The sequence below is a fragment of the Pseudomonas sp. P4_C4 genome, from assembly GCF_056402055.1.
In genome coordinates this window covers 51,156-68,157 of sequence record NZ_JBFUID010000034.1, presented here as the reverse complement: position 1 = coordinate 68,157, position 17,002 = coordinate 51,156, and the positions used below count along the sequence as shown (strand labels likewise).

The 17,002-nt window shown below is 61.0% G+C and carries 14 protein-coding genes and 1 riboswitch; of the genes, 12 read left to right on the top strand and 2 right to left on the bottom strand.

Annotated elements, in window-relative coordinates:
• The first annotated feature begins 10 nt into the window (after window positions 1-10).
• Window positions 11-1,288 (top strand): lipid IV(A) 3-deoxy-D-manno-octulosonic acid transferase, encoded by a 1,278-nt coding sequence (waaA, locus tag AC1DXW_RS18235; RefSeq protein WP_477753921.1) that lies wholly within the window; start codon window positions 11-13, stop codon window positions 1,286-1,288.
• Between the two features lie 100 nt (window positions 1,289-1,388).
• Here the strand turns inward: waaA and AC1DXW_RS18230 are convergent, their stop codons facing one another.
• Window positions 1,389-2,828, bottom strand: coding sequence for a TolC family outer membrane protein (locus AC1DXW_RS18230; protein WP_477753920.1), 1,440 nt, complete (start codon window positions 2,826-2,828; stop codon window positions 1,389-1,391).
• A gap of 204 nt (window positions 2,829-3,032) precedes the next feature.
• Window positions 3,033-3,138: riboswitch (TPP riboswitch) on the top strand.
• A 165-nt stretch (window positions 3,139-3,303) separates the two neighbouring features.
• Between AC1DXW_RS18230 and thiC the strand changes: the two genes are divergently transcribed.
• Both thiC and cytX read left to right on the top strand, forming a co-directional pair.
• Window positions 3,304-5,193, top strand: coding sequence for a phosphomethylpyrimidine synthase ThiC (gene thiC, locus AC1DXW_RS18225; RefSeq protein ID WP_477760289.1), 1,890 nt, complete (start codon window positions 3,304-3,306; stop codon window positions 5,191-5,193).
• A gap of 151 nt (window positions 5,194-5,344) precedes the next feature.
• A complete protein-coding gene (gene cytX, locus AC1DXW_RS18220) occupies window positions 5,345-6,637 on the top strand; it encodes a putative hydroxymethylpyrimidine transporter CytX (protein ID WP_477753918.1) in 1,293 nt (430 codons plus the stop codon).
• Here cytX and AC1DXW_RS18215 read toward each other — a convergent pair.
• Window positions 6,606-7,352, bottom strand: coding sequence for an RsiV family protein (locus tag AC1DXW_RS18215; protein WP_477760288.1), 747 nt, complete (start codon window positions 7,350-7,352; stop codon window positions 6,606-6,608). The genes cytX and AC1DXW_RS18215 overlap by 32 nt on opposite strands.
• Window positions 7,353-7,578: 226 nt before the next feature.
• Here AC1DXW_RS18215 and AC1DXW_RS18210 point away from each other — a divergent pair, with 226 nt between their 5' ends.
• The 9 genes from AC1DXW_RS18210 (at window position 7,579) to AC1DXW_RS18170 (ending at window position 16,853) form a co-directional block, all read left to right on the top strand.
• The gene (locus AC1DXW_RS18210; RefSeq protein ID WP_008016925.1) at window positions 7,579-8,196 is read left to right on the top strand and encodes an NUDIX domain-containing protein; all 618 of its coding nucleotides are present in this window, start codon (window positions 7,579-7,581) and stop codon (window positions 8,194-8,196) included.
• Window positions 8,187-8,639 carry a DUF1249 domain-containing protein gene (locus tag AC1DXW_RS18205; protein WP_007977461.1) on the top strand — a complete coding sequence of 151 codons (453 nt, stop codon included), beginning with the start codon at window positions 8,187-8,189 and terminating at the stop codon, window positions 8,637-8,639. Before AC1DXW_RS18210 ends, AC1DXW_RS18205 begins: the two co-directional genes overlap by 10 nt.
• A 112-nt stretch (window positions 8,640-8,751) precedes the next feature.
• Window positions 8,752-9,567, top strand: coding sequence for a 3',5'-cyclic-AMP phosphodiesterase (gene cpdA, locus AC1DXW_RS18200; protein ID WP_477753916.1), 816 nt, complete (start codon window positions 8,752-8,754; stop codon window positions 9,565-9,567).
• A gap of 48 nt (window positions 9,568-9,615) precedes the next feature.
• Window positions 9,616-10,224 carry a YqiA/YcfP family alpha/beta fold hydrolase gene (locus AC1DXW_RS18195; RefSeq protein ID WP_477753915.1) on the top strand — a complete coding sequence of 203 codons (609 nt, stop codon included), beginning with the start codon at window positions 9,616-9,618 and terminating at the stop codon, window positions 10,222-10,224.
• Between the two features lie 50 nt (window positions 10,225-10,274).
• Window positions 10,275-12,179: a DNA topoisomerase IV subunit B gene (gene parE / locus AC1DXW_RS18190; RefSeq protein ID WP_477753914.1), complete on the top strand. Its 1,905-nt coding sequence runs from the start codon at window positions 10,275-10,277 to the stop codon at window positions 12,177-12,179.
• Window positions 12,179-13,168 (top strand): esterase-like activity of phytase family protein, encoded by a 990-nt coding sequence (locus AC1DXW_RS18185; RefSeq protein ID WP_477753913.1) that lies wholly within the window; start codon window positions 12,179-12,181, stop codon window positions 13,166-13,168. The genes parE and AC1DXW_RS18185 overlap by 1 nt, the downstream gene beginning before the upstream one ends.
• Window positions 13,165-13,689, top strand: a complete 525-nt coding sequence (locus tag AC1DXW_RS18180) for a retropepsin-like aspartic protease family protein (RefSeq protein ID WP_477753912.1) — start codon at window positions 13,165-13,167, stop codon at window positions 13,687-13,689. Before AC1DXW_RS18185 ends, AC1DXW_RS18180 begins: the two co-directional genes overlap by 4 nt.
• Before the next feature lie 7 nt (window positions 13,690-13,696).
• A complete protein-coding gene (gene parC, locus AC1DXW_RS18175; RefSeq protein ID WP_477753911.1) occupies window positions 13,697-15,964 on the top strand; it encodes a DNA topoisomerase IV subunit A in 2,268 nt (755 codons plus the stop codon).
• A 175-nt stretch (window positions 15,965-16,139) separates the two neighbouring features.
• A complete protein-coding gene (locus AC1DXW_RS18170; RefSeq protein WP_477753910.1) occupies window positions 16,140-16,853 on the top strand; it encodes a PqiC family protein in 714 nt (237 codons plus the stop codon).
• The last annotated feature ends 149 nt before the right edge of the window (window positions 16,854-17,002 follow it).

Genomic DNA, 17,002 nt, shown 5'->3' with positions numbered 1-17,002 from the left:
CTCCGCCGCCATGAATAGAACTCTCTACACCGCGCTGTTTTATCTGGGGCTGCCATTGGTAGCGATTCGGCTTTGGCTGCGCGCACGCAAGGCGCCTGCCTATGCCAGGCGCATCGGCGAACGCTTTTCCTACGGGATGCCGACGATGAAACCGGGCGGCATCTGGGTGCACGCTGTGTCGGTGGGCGAAAGCATTGCTGCCGCGCCGATGATCCGCGCCTTGCTGGCGCGTTATCCGAATCTGCCGATCACCGTGACCTGCATGACCCCGACCGGTTCGGAACGCATCCAGGCACTGTTCGCCAATGAGCCGCGCATCCAGCACTGTTATCTGCCCTATGACCTGCCTTGCGCTGCCCGGCGTTTCCTCGATCGGGTCCAGCCGCAACTGGCGGTGATCATGGAAACCGAGCTGTGGCCCAACCATATCCATCAATGTGCCAAACGCGGGATTCCCGTGGCGTTGGCCAATGCGCGGCTGTCCGAGCGTTCGGCCAGGGGATACGGCCGGTTCCCCAGGCTGACCCAGCCGATGCTGGCCGAGATGAGCCTGTTCGCGGTGCAGACCGAAGCCGAAGCCCGACGCTTGCGCGATCTCGGCGCGCGAGTGGAAACCGTCGAAGTGACCGGATCGATCAAGTTCGACCTGACCATCGACCCGCAACTGCTTGAGCGCGCCAGCCAATTGCGCGGGCAATGGCAGGCGCTGGAACGACCGGTGTGGATCGCGGCCAGTACCCATGACGGCGAAGACGAGGTGGTGCTGGCGGCCCATCGTCAGTTGCTGGCCACTCACCCCGATGCCTTGCTGATTCTGGTGCCGCGTCATCCGGAACGCTTCAATTCGGTGTACGGGTTGTGCCAGCAACAAGGTTTTTCCACGGTCCGGCGTTCCAGCGGCGATGCGATCAGTGCGAATACGTCGGTGCTGCTGGGCGACACCATGGGCGAGTTGCTGTTTCTCTACGCCCTGGCGGACAGTGCATTCGTCGGCGGCAGCCTGGTGCCGAATGGCGGGCATAACTTGCTGGAGCCGGCGGCCCTGGCTAAACCGGTATTGAGCGGGCCGCATCTTTTCAACTTCCTCGAAATCGCCGCGCAGTTGCGCAGTGCCGGGGCGTTGCAGGAAGTGGAGGATGCCGAAGGGCTGGCGGTGGCGGTGCAACGGCTGTTCGAACTGCCGCGAGATGCGCAGCGCATGGCAGAGGCCGGGTTGAACGTGATGCGCGCCAATCAGGGTGCATTGCAGCGGTTGCTGGACGGGTTGGGGCGGTTGATCGAGCGTTAGACCGAATGGTCGGACAGAAAAAGATCGCAGCCTGCGGCAGCTCCTACACGGGATTGATGTTCATCCTGTAGGAGCTGCCGCAGGCTGCGATCTTTTGCTTTTACTGATCAGGTCTCGCTTTCAACTGCTCAGCCGCAGCCTTGGCCAGATCCGGTGGCAGGAAGTCCTTGTCCGGGTTGTAGTTCGGATTGAGCCAGCGTGCCAGGGTTTGCAGATCCCCGGGATTCAACGTACCGGCCTGTTGCTTCAAGCGCAGGTTGTCGAGGATGTAGTCGTAGCGGGTGTTGTTGTAGTCGCGCACCGAGGTGTAGAGCGAGCGCTGCGCATCCAGCACGTCGACGATGTTTCGCGTACCCACCTGATAGCCGATTTCAGTCGCTTCCACCGCGCTCTGGTTGGAGATGATCGATTGCTTGCGCGCCTGTACCTGCTCGACATCGGTGTTCACCGCCCGGTGCAGGTCACGGGTGTTTTCCACGATGCTGCGGCGCAGGGATTCGCGTTGCTGCTCGGTCTGGTCCAGTTGTGCATAGGACTGACGCACCTGAGAGTTGATCAAACCACCACTGTAGATCGGGATGTTCAGTTGCAGGCCAACGGTCGTTTGCTCGACGTTGCCACCGTACGGCAGGGGCTGGTTGTTCGGGTTGCTGAAGCCCAGGGCGTCGTTGTCGCCTTTCTCGTACTTGGCGATCGCGTCAACCGTTGGCAAGTGCCCGGACTTGCGTTGCTTGAGGGTCTGCTCGGCGGCGCTGACGGCATAGTTGCTGGCCAACAGATTGAGGTTCTGCCTGCCCGCCGTTTCGACCCAGGCCTTGGCGTCGTTCGGTACTGGCGGCAGGATCGGCAAGTTATGGCTGATGCCCCAGATCGAGTTGTACTGGCGATTGGTCAGGGTGATCAATGCTTCAAAGGCGTCGTCCACCTGGCGCTGCGCAACAATGCGGTTGGCACGTGCGGTGTCGTAGCTGGCTTGTGAGTTCAATACGTCGGTCTTGTCCGAGAGACCAACATCGAAACGCTCGTTGGATTGATCGAGCTGGCGTTTGAACGCCGCTTCTTCGGCCTTGGTCGAGGCCAGGTTGTCCTGGGTGCGCAGCACGTTGAAATAGCTGTTAGCGGTTTGCAGGATCAGGTTTTGCTCGGTCGCCGAGAGTTGCAGGGCGGCCTGTTCGTTGACTTCCTTGGCGGCCTGGAACTGGAACCAGCGGTCAGCCCGGAACAGCGGCTGCGCCAAAGTGGCCTGGTAAGAATGAGCATCGCGGTTGGACGTGGCGGACGGCTGATCGAGATCCGTACGCACCTCGGAAATATTTGCGCCGCCCGAGAGGTTCGGCAGCAGCCCGGCGCGGGCCTGGGGTACGACTTCTTTCTGCGCGCCGTATTGGGCGATGGCAGCCGCCAGATCGGCGTTGTTGTTGACGGCTTCCTGATAAACGCTGACCAGGTCCGTCTTGGTCGATAAGGGCGCATCTGCTGCCCAGGCCATTCCGTTGGACGCACAAGACACGGCAAGGGCCAGTGAGAGTTTGCGCAGCATAGACGATCCCTAGAATTGATATTACGAAGGTAATTTGAGCGCCAAGGCTAAGGCCCCGCTTTGACAGCGTCAATGCCGGCTCAGCGTAGCGAGTGTAGTTGTGCATTGGGGCTGCAACAATCCTGATACTGCGTGTAATTACGCCATTCATCATGGTATTTGCCGTGGGGTTGGCGTTCTTTGCCAGTTGTGTCTAGACTGGCCGGGTTCTTGTCGGGGTGCCTTGCTATGAGGCTGAGATCGAATAATTTCGGATCCCGTTGAACCTGATCAGGTTAGCGCCTGCGTAGGGAACAAGATTTCTCGTCACCCGGCGAGTCCTCTTGTGCTTCGTCCGGGATGTTGTTCGACAATCGAACACCCCTCGAGCACTGAGCACAGCACAGCTGGTTTTCCCAGCGCCCGTGCGTCCATTCGTTTACAGGTTCGCTCCGACAAAAATCCACTGCCTGGATGTGTGTCTGGAGAGCCCGTGATGACTACAAAAGCAAAAATCGCCACCAACCTGAGTGACTCGGCCAAGGTCGATCAGCAATCGGTTCAGCCGTTTACCCGCTCGCAAAAAATCTATGTTCAGGGCACTCGCCCGGACATCCTCGTGCCGATGCGCGAAATCAGCCTGGACGTGACGCCGACCGACTTCGGCGGCGAGGTCAACGCACCGGTAGTGGTGTATGACACTTCGGGCCCGTACACCGACCCCAATGTCATCATCGATGTGCGCAAAGGCCTGGCCGACGTGCGTTCGCCGTGGATCGAATCCCGTGGCGATACCGAGCGCCTGAGCGGCCTGAGCTCGAATTTCGGCCAGGAGCGCCTTGCCGATCCGGAGCTGACCAAGCTGCGCTTCGCCCACGTCAACAACCCGCGCCGCGCCAAGCCGGGTGCCAACGTCAGCCAGATGCACTACGCCCGCAAAGGCATCATCACCGCCGAGATGGAATACGTCGCCATCCGCGAAAATATGAAGCTCGAAGTGGCCCGCGCCGCCGGCCTGCTGGACCAGCAGCACRCTGGCCACAGCTTCGGCGCCAGCGTGCCGAAAATCATCACCCCCGAATTCGTCCGTGAAGAGATCGCCCGCGGTCGCGCGATCATTCCGGCCAACATCAACCACACCGAACTGGAACCGATGATCATCGGCCGTAACTTCCTGGTGAAGATCAACGGCAACATCGGCAACAGCGCCCTGGGTTCGTCCATCGAAGAAGAAGTGGCGAAACTGACCTGGGGCATTCGCTGGGGTTCGGACACGGTCATGGACCTGTCCACCGGCAAGCACATCCACGAAACCCGCGAGTGGATCATCCGTAACTCGCCGGTGCCGATCGGTACGGTGCCGATCTACCAGGCCCTGGAAAAAGTCGGCGGCGCGGCTGAAGACCTGACCTGGGAGCTGTTCCGCGACACGCTGATCGAACAGGCCGAGCAGGGCGTCGACTACTTCACCATCCACGCTGGCGTGTTGCTGCGCTACGTGCCGATGACCGCCAAGCGCGTGACCGGCATCGTCTCCCGTGGCGGTTCGATCATGGCCAAGTGGTGCCTGGCGCACCACAAAGAGAACTTCCTCTACACCCATTTCGAAGACATCTGCGAAATCATGAAGGCCTACGACGTCAGCTTCTCGCTGGGCGATGGCCTGCGTCCGGGCTCGATTGCCGACGCCAACGACGAAGCGCAGTTCGGCGAACTGGAGACCCTCGGCGAGCTGACCAAGATCGCCTGGAAGCACGATGTGCAGTGCATGATCGAAGGCCCGGGCCACGTGCCGATGCAGTTGATCAAAGAGAACATGGACAAGCAGCTGGAGTGCTGCGACGAGGCGCCGTTCTACACCCTCGGCCCGCTGACCACCGACATCGCGCCGGGCTACGACCACATCACCTCCGGCATCGGTGCGGCGATGATCGGCTGGTTCGGTTGCGCCATGCTTTGCTATGTGACGCCGAAGGAGCACCTGGGCCTGCCGAACAAGGATGACGTGAAGACCGGGATCATCACCTACAAGATCGCCGCGCATGCCGCCGATCTGGCGAAGGGGCACCCGGGCGCACAGATCCGCGACAATGCCTTGAGCAAGGCGCGTTTCGAATTCCGTTGGGAAGACCAGTTCAACCTGGGCCTCGATCCGGACACCGCCCGTTCGTATCACGATGAAACCCTGCCGAAGGATTCGGCCAAGGTCGCGCACTTCTGCTCGATGTGCGGGCCGAAATTCTGCTCGATGAAAATCACCCAGGAAGTCCGCGAGTATGCGGCCAACCAACGGATCGAAGCGGTCGACGTGGACGTTGCCCAAGGCATGGCCGAACAGGCCGAGCGCTTCAAGCAGGAAGGCAGTCAGCTTTACCAGAAAGTTTGATCTGACCTGAAAGGGTGGGGCCTGCACAGGCCCCATCGCCAGCAGGCTGGCTCCCACATTGGATCTGTGGCGTTCACATGTCCCCTGTGGGAGCCAGCCTGCTGGCGATAGCGATCTACACAACAACAAATGCCCCTCTGAGATAACACCCTTGAGCATTCAACCCAGCACTTACTCCCCCGATATCGCGGTGCCGACCGACAAGCGTGTGTTCGGCGGTCGTGATCTGTTTTCCCTGTGGTTCTCCCTCGGCATCGGCCTGATGGTGTTGCAGACCGGAGCATTGCTCGCGCCAGGCCTGGGCCTCTCCGGTTCATTGCTGGCGATTTTTCTCGGCACCCTGGTCGGCGTTCTGCTGCTGGCGGCGGTCGGAGTGATTGGCAGCGACACCGGCCTGTCGTCGATGGCCGCGCTCAAGCTCAGCCTCGGTGTCAAAGGCGCGAGCCTACCGGCGGTGCTGAACCTGCTGCAATTGATCGGCTGGGGTTCGTTCGAAATCATCGTCATGCGCGATGCCGCCAGCCTGCTGGGTGCGAAGGCCTTCAGCGAAGGCAGCCTGCTGTCCAATCCCGTGCTGTGGACGCTATTCTTCGGCGCACTGGCGACTTTGTTGGCCGTTAGCGGTCCATTGACGTTCGTACGGCAGATCCTGCGCAAATGGGGCATCTGGTTGCTGCTGGCTGCGTGCATCTGGCTGACCTGGAACCTGTTTGCCAAGGCCGACCTGGCCGCGTTGTGGGCCCAGGCCGGTGACGGTTCGATGCCGTTTGCCGTGGGTTTCGATATCGCCATTGCCATGCCGCTCTCGTGGTTGCCGCTGATCGCCGACTACTCGCGCTTCGGCAAGCGGGCGAAAAATGTCTTCGGTGGCACCGCCATCGGTTTCTTCATCGGTAATTTCTGGCTGATGAGCCTGGGCGTGGCCTACACCCTGGCGTTCGCGCCGAGCGGTGAAGTCAATGCCTTGCTACTGGCGCTGGCCGGGGCCGGCCTGGGGATTCCGCTGCTGCTGATTCTGCTGGATGAATCGGAAAACGCCTTTGCCGATATTCACTCGGCGGCGGTGTCCAGCGGGATTCTGCTGCGCGCCAAAGTCGAACACCTGGCCCTGGCCATCGGCGTTATCTGCACGCTGATTGCCTTGCTGGCGCCGTTGGCCCAGTACCAGAACTTCCTGCTGCTGATCGGTTCGGTGTTTGCGCCGTTGTTCGGCGTGGTGCTGGTTGACCACTTCATCCTGCGCAAGCGTAGCGCCCAGGTGGCCTCGGCCGCATTGCGCTGGCCGGCACTGCTCGCCTGGCTGGGCGGGGTCAGCACCTATCATTTGTTGGCCAACCTGTATCCGGATGTCGGTGCAACCCTGCCGGCACTGGTAGTGGCAGGGTTGCTCCAGCTAGTGCTGGGCCGGGCCTTCAGTTACGGCCGGGAAACAGCTCGGGCTTGATGATGCCGTTCAGGCGAGGGTAGGGGATCTTCAGTTCGACGTGGCCCAGCGCGTAAGGCGCGATGGTGCTGGTTTCGTACTTGAGGATCACCCCACCGTAGGTCAGCGCCACGTTCCGGGTTTTCTGGAACGGCCAGCTCTTCACGAACTCCGGTTCCTGATCGAGTTTGGTGCTGATCAACCAGCTGTTGTGCGCCACCTGCGCGGCTTTCCAGAACGCGTCTTCCTGCCCTGGCACCAGCATGTCCGACAACGTCAGCACTTTATGCTGCTGGCGCGAATAGTTGATGAAACCTCGACCTGCGGTGCCGTGGTCACCGCCGGTGTCCAGGTAGCTGGACAATTCGACGATCACCAAGCCGTCATGCTGCTCACGTACCTTCGCCTGCAGATAACTGCTGTTGCGTGGGCCGGCGGTGCGCAAAAATTCTTCGCGATAGGCCGCCAGGGTCGGAGCGACCGGCGCGTCGGGCGAGGTGCGGGTCATTTGCAGCAGGCGTTTTTCGATGATGCCGTCCAGTGCAGGCTCGGCCGGAAAGTGCAGGGTGTCGATGTTGACCAGCGGGCAATCCGGGTTGCTGCAACCGGGCTTGAGTTGCTCGGAGGCGTCGCGGGTGGTTTCCAGCGGCGTCCGGTAGTTGGGCTGGAACAGGCTCGCGCAAGCGCCCAGGGTCAGGGCGATAGCGGCCACGGAGGCGATTTTGAAAAGCGACATGAGCGTCCTTTCTGAAACAGGGGAAGGCAAAAAGTTACCGGCTTCGACTCTCAACAAAGCAGTCAGTTCGCCACTAAGCTAATTAGAGTGGGTTTCGCCCTCACCGTCCATCCCGCTGACGGGAAAGGGGCTGCATCAAACGTCACGGGCGCGTTAGGATGGCGCGAAGTCGAGGCCCAGGAAAAAAAGCAGCCTCGAACAGGATTTGCAGTAAAAGAGGATTGTCATGACGGATTTTGCCAACGCCATTCCGACCGCCGTTGATATCGTGCGGCGCGAAAAGTGCTACGAGGGCTTCTACAAACTCGAACGCGTGCACTTGCGCCACGAATTATTCGCCGGGGGCATGAGCCGCGAGATCAATCGTGAAGTGTTCGTTCGCCATGACGCGGTCTGCATGCTGCCATACGATCCGCAGCGCGATGAAGTGGTGCTGATCGAGCAGTTTCGCGTCGGTGCCATGGGCAAGACCGACAATCCGTGGCTGATCGAACTGGTCGCTGGTCTGATCGACAAGGATGAAGTGCCGGAAGCAGTTGCTCACCGCGAAGCGCAGGAGGAAGCTGGGCTGGTAATCGGGGCGCTCTGGCCGATGCTCAAATACTTTCCATCGCCGGGCGGCAGCAACGAATTCGTGCATCTGTACCTGGGGCGTTGCGACACTACCGGGGTTGGCGGCCTGCATGGGCTGGAGGAAGAGGCAGAAGATATTCGCGTCACGGTCTGGGCTTTCGAAGATGCCCTGCAAGCCGTACGCGATGGACGTATTGCCAACGCGGCGAGCATCATTGCCTTGCAATGGCTGGCTTTGAACCGCGTTGAAGTGAGGGGGTTATGGTCGTAAACAAGCTGCGCGATCGCTATCGGGTGGACCTGGTGGGGCTGCAAGCGTCCTGCGAGGCGAACTACGCACGCCTGATGCGACTGCTGCCGGACATGCGCAGCGAGCCTGCCGCGCGGCGTATCGCCGTGACCCATGGCGACCAGATGCTCGGCGTACTGGCGCTGGAAGTGCTGCTGACCTGTCCTTACACCACGACCCTGCAAGTGCGTCAGGAACACAGCCTGCCCTGGCTGCCGGTGCCGCAACTGGAAGTGCAGGTCTATCACGACGCGCGCATGGCCGAAGTGGTCAGCGCCGAACATGCACGACGCTTTCGCGGCATCTATCCTTACCCGAACGCCTCAATGCACCAGCCGGACGAAAAGGCCCAGTTGAACATGTTTCTGGGCGAATGGCTGAGCCATTGCCTGGCGCTGGGGCATGAATACGAAGTAGTACGTTAGTTGTGAAGCGCAGTTGTGAACTATGTCAGGTTCACAGGTTTCCCCTTTCGATCGTCCCCCAGCATAATTGCGGCACTTACCCATCCCCGTGATCACGCCCTGGGAGAACGCCTTGCCGAGCGTATCCACATTGACCACCGCCGATCCGGCGTTGCTGGTGCAACTCTCCGACAGCCATCTGTTTGCCGAAGCGGACGGCGCGTTGCTGGGCATGAATACCCGCGACAGCCTGCAGAAGGTCATCGAACTGGTGCGCGCGCAACAGCCGCAGATTGACTTGATCCTGGCAACGGGTGATCTGTCCCAGGACGGGACGCTGGAGTCCTACCGGCAATTTCGTGACATGACGCGCCAGCTCGATGCGCCGGCGCGCTGGATTCCCGGTAATCACGATGAGCCGCAGATCATGGCCGAGGCCGCGGTGCAGAGTGCTTTGCTCGAACCGGTGGTGGATATCGGCAACTGGCGGGTCACGTTGCTTGATTCGGCCGTGCCAGGCTCGGTGCCGGGTTATTTGGAGGATGAACAGTTGCAGCTGCTCGCCCGCGCGTTGAGCGAAGCGCCGGAGCGTCATCATCTGGTGTGCTTCCACCATCACCCGGTTTCGATTGGTTGCGCGTGGATGGAGCCTATCGGTCTGCGCAATCCCGAGGCGTTTTTTGAAGTGCTGGATCGTTTTCCACAAGTGCGTGCCGTGCTGTGGGGACATGTGCACCAGGAAATCGATCAATTACGTAACGGCGTGCGTCTGATCGCCTCGCCCTCGACTTGCATCCAGTTCGAACCGGGCAGCGAGGATTTCAAGGTCGGCGAACAGGCACCGGGCTATCGCTGGTTGCGACTGCTGCCCGACGGGCGGCTGGAAACCGGGGTGGAGCGGGTCACCGGGTTCGATTTCACTGTGGATTACGGTTCCAACGGCTACTGATAAATCCAGTAAACTCCGCCTCTTTTAGCCGACGCACAGGGAACTCAAATGTCCGGTTCGATCCTTTATGTCCACGGCTTCAACAGCTCGCCGTTGTCGAAGAAGGCCTGCCAGTTGATCGACGTGATGGAGCGCTTGGGCCTGAGCGAACACTTGCGCGTTCCAGCGTTGCACCATCACCCGCGCCAGGCTATTGCTCAACTGGAGCAGGCGATTGCCGAGCTGGGGCGGCCACTGCTGGTCGGCAGCTCGCTCGGCGGCTACTATGCCACTCACTTGGCCGAGCGCCTTGGCTTGAAAGCCCTGTTGATCAACCCTGCCGTCAGCCCGCACCGGATGTTCGACGGCTTTCTGGGGACACAGAAAAACCTGTATACCGAAGAGACCTGGGAAATGACCCACGACCACGTGGCGGCCCTGGCCGAACTGGAAGTGCCGGTGCCCCAGGAGCCGCAGCGTTATCAGGTATGGTTGCAGACCGGGGACGAAACGCTGGACTATCGCCTCGCCCAGCAGTATTACCGGGCCTGTGCCTTGCGCATTCAGGCCGGCGGCGACCACAGTTTCCAGGGTTTTGCCACGCAACTGCCGGCCATGCTGAGTTTTGCCGGCATTGGCGCCGATTTGTATCAGGCAATCGATTTCAGCGCATTGTGAGCGATAGCCCCATGAATTCTTTTTTCACCGAACACTGACGACGAGACCCCATGGCCACTCCCAGCGCTAGCTCTTATAACGCAGACGCCATCGAAGTCCTCTCGGGCCTCGACCCGGTGCGCAAGCGCCCCGGCATGTACACCGACACCAGTCGGCCGAACCACCTTGCCCAGGAAGTCATCGACAACAGTGTCGACGAAGCCTTGGCCGGGCATGCCACATCGGTGCAAGTGATCCTGCATGCCGACCACTCCCTGGAAGTCAGCGACGACGGCCGTGGCATGCCGGTGGACATTCACCCCGAGGAAGGTGTTTCGGGCGTCGAGTTGATCCTCACCAAGCTGCATGCCGGTGGCAAGTTTTCCAACAAGAACTACCAGTTCTCCGGCGGTCTGCACGGTGTGGGTATTTCCGTGGTCAACGCCTTGTCCACCGAAGTGCGGGTGCGTGTAAAACGTGAAGGCAACGAATACCAGATGACCTTCAAGGATGGCTACAAGGCCACCGAGCTGGAAATCGTCGGTACGGTCGGCAAGCGCAACACCGGCACCAGCGTGTTCTTCGCACCGGATCCGAAATACTTCGACTCCCCGAAATTCTCCATCAGTCGCCTCAAGCACGTGCTCAAGGCCAAGGCCGTGTTGTGCCCGGGGCTGCTGGTCAGTTTTGAAGACAAGGCCACCGGCGAGAAAGTCGAATGGCATTACGAAGACGGCCTGCGTTCCTACCTGGTGGATGCGGTCAGCGAATTCGAGCGCCTGCCGGACGAGCCGTTCTGCGGTAGCCTGGCCGGTAATAAAGAAGCGGTGGATTGGGCGCTGCTGTGGCTGCCCGAAGGTGGCGACGCGGTCCAGGAAAGCTACGTCAACCTGATCCCGACAGCCCAGGGCGGCACCCACGTCAACGGTTTGCGTCAAGGCCTGCTCGACGCCATGCGTGAATTCTGCGAATTCCGCAGCCTGCTGCCGCGTGGCGTGAAGCTGGCGCCGGAAGACGTCTGGGAGCGCATTGCCTTCGTGCTGTCGATGAAGATGCAGGAACCGCAATTCTCCGGCCAGACCAAGGAGCGGCTGTCTTCTCGTGAAGCGGCGGCGTTCGTCTCCGGTGTGGTCAAGGATGCGTTCAGCCTGTGGCTCAATGCCAACCCGGAAACCGGCATGCTGCTGGCGGAACTGGCGATCAACAACGCCGGCCGTCGCCTCAAGGCCAGCAAGAAGGTCGAGCGCAAACGCATTACCCAAGGCCCGGCGCTGCCAGGCAAGTTGGCTGATTGTGCCGGGCAAGACCCGATGCGTTCCGAACTGTTCCTGGTGGAAGGTGATTCCGCCGGCGGTTCCGCCAAGCAAGCGCGGGACAAGGAATTCCAGGCGATCCTGCCATTGCGCGGCAAGATCCTCAACACCTGGGAAGTCGACGGCAGCGAAGTGCTGGCCAGCCAGGAAGTGCACAACATTGCCGTGGCCATCGGTGTCGATCCGGGCGCGGCGGACATCAGCCAGCTGCGCTACGGCAAGATCTGCATCCTCGCCGACGCCGACTCCGACGGTCTGCACATCGCGACCTTGCTGTGCGCCTTGTTCGTCCAGCATTTCCGCCCATTGGTGGATGCCGGTCACGTCTACGTCGCGATGCCGCCGTTGTACCGCATCGATCTGGGCAAAGAGATCTACTACGCCCTCGATGAAGCCGAACGCGATGGCATCCTCGATCGCCTGGTGGCCGAGAAGAAGCGCGGCAAGCCGCAGGTCACCCGATTCAAGGGCCTGGGTGAAATGAACCCGCCGCAGCTGCGTGAGACCACCATGGACCCGAACACCCGGCGTCTGGTGCAGTTGACCCTGGAAGATTTCGAGGCGACCTCGGAAATGATGGACATGCTGCTGGCGAAGAAGCGCGCCGGTGACCGTAAGACCTGGCTGGAGTCCAAGGGCAACCTGGCCGAGGTTCTGGGCTGATGCGCCTGGGCTTTGCCCTGGCCTGTGGGTTGCTGCTGACGTCGAACATGGTATCCGCCGAGCCGGCGCCACAGTTGCGCCTGTTGTCTGAACATGTCGTCGACGGCATGCGCGGCGGCAACCTGTCCGGGCTGGCGCAGTGCGGCAATGATCTGTGGGCGGTTTCCGACCGCGACGATAATCAGATCTACCGCATGGATACCAGCGAATCTGTCTGGCAGGCTGAAACGGTGCACATCAACGCACCGCCAGTGCCTGACAGCGGCTTGCCCTGGGGGCTGAAGTCTCGCGTCTGGGGGGCTTCTTTCGTGCGTGGCGGTGATCTGGACTTTGAAGGCATCACCTGCGACAGCGCCGGCAATCGCTACATCGTCAGCGAAGGCCATGCTGCTGTCTTGCAAGTGCCGCCAACGGGGCCCGCCGCCTGGCTGAAGATCTCGCCGATGCTGGTTCGCGAGGCACGGGCCAGAGGCCTGCTGTTGCAGTTCAATGCGTTGTTCGAAGGGCTGGCGGTCAATCCGGCAGGCGATCAGTTGTGGTTCGCCGCCGAGCGGCAAGGCCGCGGACTGCTGATGATCAAGCGCAAACAGACCCTGTGGGATTGCGACGGTGGTTGCGTGCTGCTGAGCGAGGCGGGCATGGAAATGCAGCCCGAGCAGTTTCCCCATGCCAAAGCCGTGCCGCGGGACTTCTCTGACCTGTCACTGTTCAACGGCAAGCTGTTCATCCTTGAACGCAACGCCTACCAGATCTGCCGCCGGGATCCGCAGACGGCCAAGGTCGAGCGCTGCTGGTCGTACGCCGCCGAGTTGTTGCAGGAAAACCGTCGTTATCCACAGAGCTACGGACTGGAAGAAGCGTTGATCGTGGATGCCGATGGCGCCTGGGTCGGTGTCGACAACAATTTTGGCGCGCGTGCCGATGGCGAAGTCCGTCCGGTGGTCTGGCGCTTCGCTGCACCGGAAGGTGGCTGGAGTGCCAAGCCGTGAGACAACAAACCCCAGGGCAGCGCATCGGCCGGGTGTTCATGGTGCTGGCCTGGTGTGCGGCGCTGTTTCTGGCCACGCGGTTTTTCGGCCAGTGGGAAGCGCGTCAGCAAAATCCGAATGTGGTGGTCAGTTCGGAGCAGGGCGAAGGTTTCATTGAGGTGAAACTGGCCAGCAATGTGCAGGGGCATTTTGTCGCCAGCGGTCAGATCAACGGTCAGCCGGTGGACTTCATGCTCGATACCGGGGCGACCGATGTATCGATCCCTCTGGATCTGGCCAGGCGATTGAAGCTCGAAGAAGGATTCGGCGTGACCCTGAGCACGGCCAATGGCCTGAGCCAGGGCTATCGCACCCGTATCGAACGCCTGCAACTGGGCGACATCGTGCTGCGGGATGTACGCGCACTGGTGGCCCCGGGGCTGCATGGCGATCAGGTGTTGCTCGGCATGAGCGCACTGAACAAACTTGAATTTACCCAGCGCGGTGGCACCATGCTGCTGCGCCAGACAACGAACCGATGAGGCCCGCATGAGCGACTCCCTTGATCTCAGCCTGGACGGTGTAGAACGCCGCTCGCTGGCTGACTTCACCGAAAATGCCTACCTCAACTACTCCATGTACGTGATCATGGACCGTGCCCTGCCGCATATCGGCGACGGTCTGAAACCGGTACAGCGCCGCATTATTTATGCGATGAGCGAGTTGGGGCTGGACGCCGATTCCAAGCACAAGAAGTCGGCGCGTACCGTCGGTGACGTGCTCGGCAAGTTCCACCCTCACGGCGATTCGGCCTGCTACGAAGCCATGGTGCTGATGGCCCAGCCGTTCAGCTATCGCTACACGCTGGTCGACGGCCAGGGCAACTGGGGTGCGCCGGATGATCCCAAGTCCTTCGCCGCCATGCGTTACACCGAAGCGCGGTTGTCGCGTTATTCCGAAGTGCTGCTCAGCGAACTGGGCCAGGGCACGGCTGATTGGGGCCCGAACTTCGACGGTACCCTCGACGAACCGCTGGTCTTGCCGGCCCGTCTGCCGAACATTCTGCTCAACGGCACCACCGGTATCGCCGTGGGCATGGCCACCGACGTTCCGCCGCACAACCTGCGGGAAGTCGCCACGGCGTGCGTGCGTTTGCTCGATGAGCCCAAGGCCACGGTCGAACAGCTCTGCGAACACATCCAGGGCCCGGACTACCCGACCGAAGCGGAAATCATCACCCCGCGCGCCGACCTGCTGAAGATCTACGAAACCGGTCGTGGTTCGGTGCGCATGCGTGCCGTGTATCACATTGAAGACGGCGACATCATCGTCACCGCACTGCCGCACCAGGTCTCGGGCGCCAAGGTGCTGGAACAGATCGCCGCGATGATGCAGGCCAAGCCGTCCAAGGCGCCGCAAATTGCCGACTTGCGTGACGAATCCGACCACGAAAACCCGTGCCGGATCGTGATCATTCCGGGCGCGCGGAAAAACTTCGACCACGATGCGCTGATGCAGCACCTGTTCGCCAGCACCGAGCTGGAGTCGAGCTACCGGGTCAACGTCAACATCATTGGCCTGGACGGCAAGCCGCAACTGAAAAACCTGCGGGCGCTGCTGGTCGAATGGCTGGAGTTCCGGGTGCAGACCGTGCGTCGCCGCCTGCAATTCCGCCTCGACAAGGTCGAGCGTCGCCTGCACCTGTTGGACGGTTTGTTGATTGCCTACCTCAACCTGGATGAAGTGATCCACATCATCCGCACCGAGGAGCACCCGAAAGCCGCGCTGATCGAGCGCTTCGCCCTCAGCGAAATCCAGGCCGAATACATCCTCGACACCCGTTTGCGCCAGTTGGCGCGACTGGAAGAGATGAAGCTGCGTGCCGAGCAGGATGAACTGCTCAAGGAACAAGCCAAGCTGCAAGCCCTGCTCAGCAGCGAAGCCAAGTTGAAAAAACTGGTGCGCAGCGAACTGATCAAGGACGCGGAAACCTACGGCGATGACCGTCGGTCGCCTATTGTCGAGCGCGCCGAAGCCAAGGCCCTGACCGAGCACGATCTGCTGCCGAACGAGAAAGTGACGGTCGTTTTGTCGGAAAAAGGCTGGATTCGCTCCGCCAAAGGCCACGAAATCGACGCCACTGGGCTTTCCTACAAGGCCGGGGACGGATTCAAGGCGCTGGCAGCCGGACGCTCCAACCAGTTCGCGGTGTTTATCGACTCCACCGGCCGCAGTTATTCAGTGGCCGCCCACACCTTGCCGTCGGCCCGTGGCCAGGGCGAACCGCTGACCGGTCGCCTGACGCCACCGCCGGGAGCGAGTTTCGAATGCGTGCTGATGCCGGAAGACGATGCGCTGTATGTGATAGCCTCCGACGCCGGCTACGGTTTTGTGGTCAAGGGTGAAGACCTGCAGGCCAAGAACAAGGCGGGCAAGGCCCTGCTGAGCCTGCCGAACAACGCCAAAGTCATGCTGCCGCGCCCAGTGGCCGATCGTGAGCAGAACTGGCTGGCGTCGGTGACGACCGAAGGTCGCCTGCTGATCTTCAAAATCAGCGACCTGCCACAATTAGGTAAGGGCAAAGGCAACAAGATCATCGGGATTCCCGGTGAGCGAGTGGCCAGTCGCGAAGAGTTCGTGACGGACATCGCTGTATTGCCGGACGGTGCAACATTGGTGTTGCAGGCCGGGAAACGGACCTTGTCACTGAAAGCGGACGACCTCGAACACTACAAGGGTGAACGTGGCCGTCGTGGCAATAAGTTGCCGCGTGGCTTCCAGAGGGTCGATGCGCTGCTCGTCGAAAACCTCAATTAGGCGACTTAGAAGCGCCGATCTACGATTTAACCCGTAGTTCGGCGCTTTGCGCTGGAGTCGGAACGCATATTCACGGATGATATGGCCTTTCAAGCGCCGGCATTGCCGCGCGTTCTTCATATTTATTGAGTATTTTCACTGTGATCAGCCTTTTAGCGATCACCTGGATGGGACGATGACTGCTCTGCGCCTTCCTTTTATTCTTTTGCTCGTCGGCGTTCTTGGCCTGGCGGGTTGCAGCGTTCACCAACCGGTGTCGTTGTATCAACTGGACGCTGGTAGTCCGGTTCAGCCCGCACAGAACGCGGGCATGGCGGTATTGTTGGGGCCGGTCACCGTGGCCGACTACCTGCAACGCGAAACCCTGTTGCAGCGTCAGCCGGATGGCAGCCTGCAAGCCTCGACCGACGGTCGTTGGGCTGGCAGCCTTTCGTCGGATATCGATCAGCTGCTGCTGCGTCAGGTCGCAGGTCGCCTGGACAGCCAGCGCGTGGTGCTGGCCCCGGCGACAGTGGGCTTCACCCCGGACGTTCAGGTACTGCTGACCATCACGCGGCTGGACTCGGGTGAAAAACAACCGGCGGTCCTCGACGCGCAATGGCGCCTGATCGACCGTCGCGGGCAGGTCCGCGACAACCGCATCATCCATTTGCAGGAGCAGCATGCCGGTAGTACGGCGGCTCAGGTCCAGGCTCAGGGTGTGTTGCTGCAACGCCTGGCCGAGCAGCTGTCGGTGGCGCTCAAGCCGCTGGCCAATCAGCCGCCGATCGCCGAGGTCCCGCGCAAGCCGGCAGCCAAGGCGGCAGCACCTGCGGTAGAACAGGAAAAGCAGCCGAAAATCCCGATGGCCGCGCCGGTCCGGACGGATATGGAAGTGTTCCGCTTCTAAGCCTGGATGGATTTGAAACAAAGCCCGCATTGATGCGGGCTTTGTTGTTTCTGCAGGTTGGAGATATCTAGCGCCTGTCCCGGCCTCATCGCGAGCAAGCTCGCTCCCACAGGGGGCGCGGTCGTACGCAAGAATTGTATTCACAGAGA

Coding starts and splice junctions, on each gene's coding strand:
- waaA (WP_477753921.1), top strand. CDS start 11: ATGAATAGAACTCTCTACACCGCGCTGTTTTATCTGGGGCTGCCATTG.
- AC1DXW_RS18230 (WP_477753920.1), bottom strand. CDS start 2,828: ATGCTGCGCAAACTCTCACTGGCCCTTGCCGTGTCTTGTGCGTCCAAC.
- AC1DXW_RS18215 (WP_477760288.1), bottom strand. CDS start 7,352: ATGTCGCTTTTCAAAATCGCCTCCGTGGCCGCTATCGCCCTGACCCTG.
- AC1DXW_RS18210 (WP_008016925.1), top strand. CDS start 7,579: ATGACGGATTTTGCCAACGCCATTCCGACCGCCGTTGATATCGTGCGG.
- AC1DXW_RS18205 (WP_007977461.1), top strand. CDS start 8,187: ATGGTCGTAAACAAGCTGCGCGATCGCTATCGGGTGGACCTGGTGGGG.
- AC1DXW_RS18195 (WP_477753915.1), top strand. CDS start 9,616: ATGTCCGGTTCGATCCTTTATGTCCACGGCTTCAACAGCTCGCCGTTG.
- parE (WP_477753914.1), top strand. CDS start 10,275: ATGGCCACTCCCAGCGCTAGCTCTTATAACGCAGACGCCATCGAAGTC.
- AC1DXW_RS18185 (WP_477753913.1), top strand. CDS start 12,179: ATGCGCCTGGGCTTTGCCCTGGCCTGTGGGTTGCTGCTGACGTCGAAC.
- parC (WP_477753911.1), top strand. CDS start 13,697: ATGAGCGACTCCCTTGATCTCAGCCTGGACGGTGTAGAACGCCGCTCG.
- AC1DXW_RS18170 (WP_477753910.1), top strand. CDS start 16,140: ATGACTGCTCTGCGCCTTCCTTTTATTCTTTTGCTCGTCGGCGTTCTT.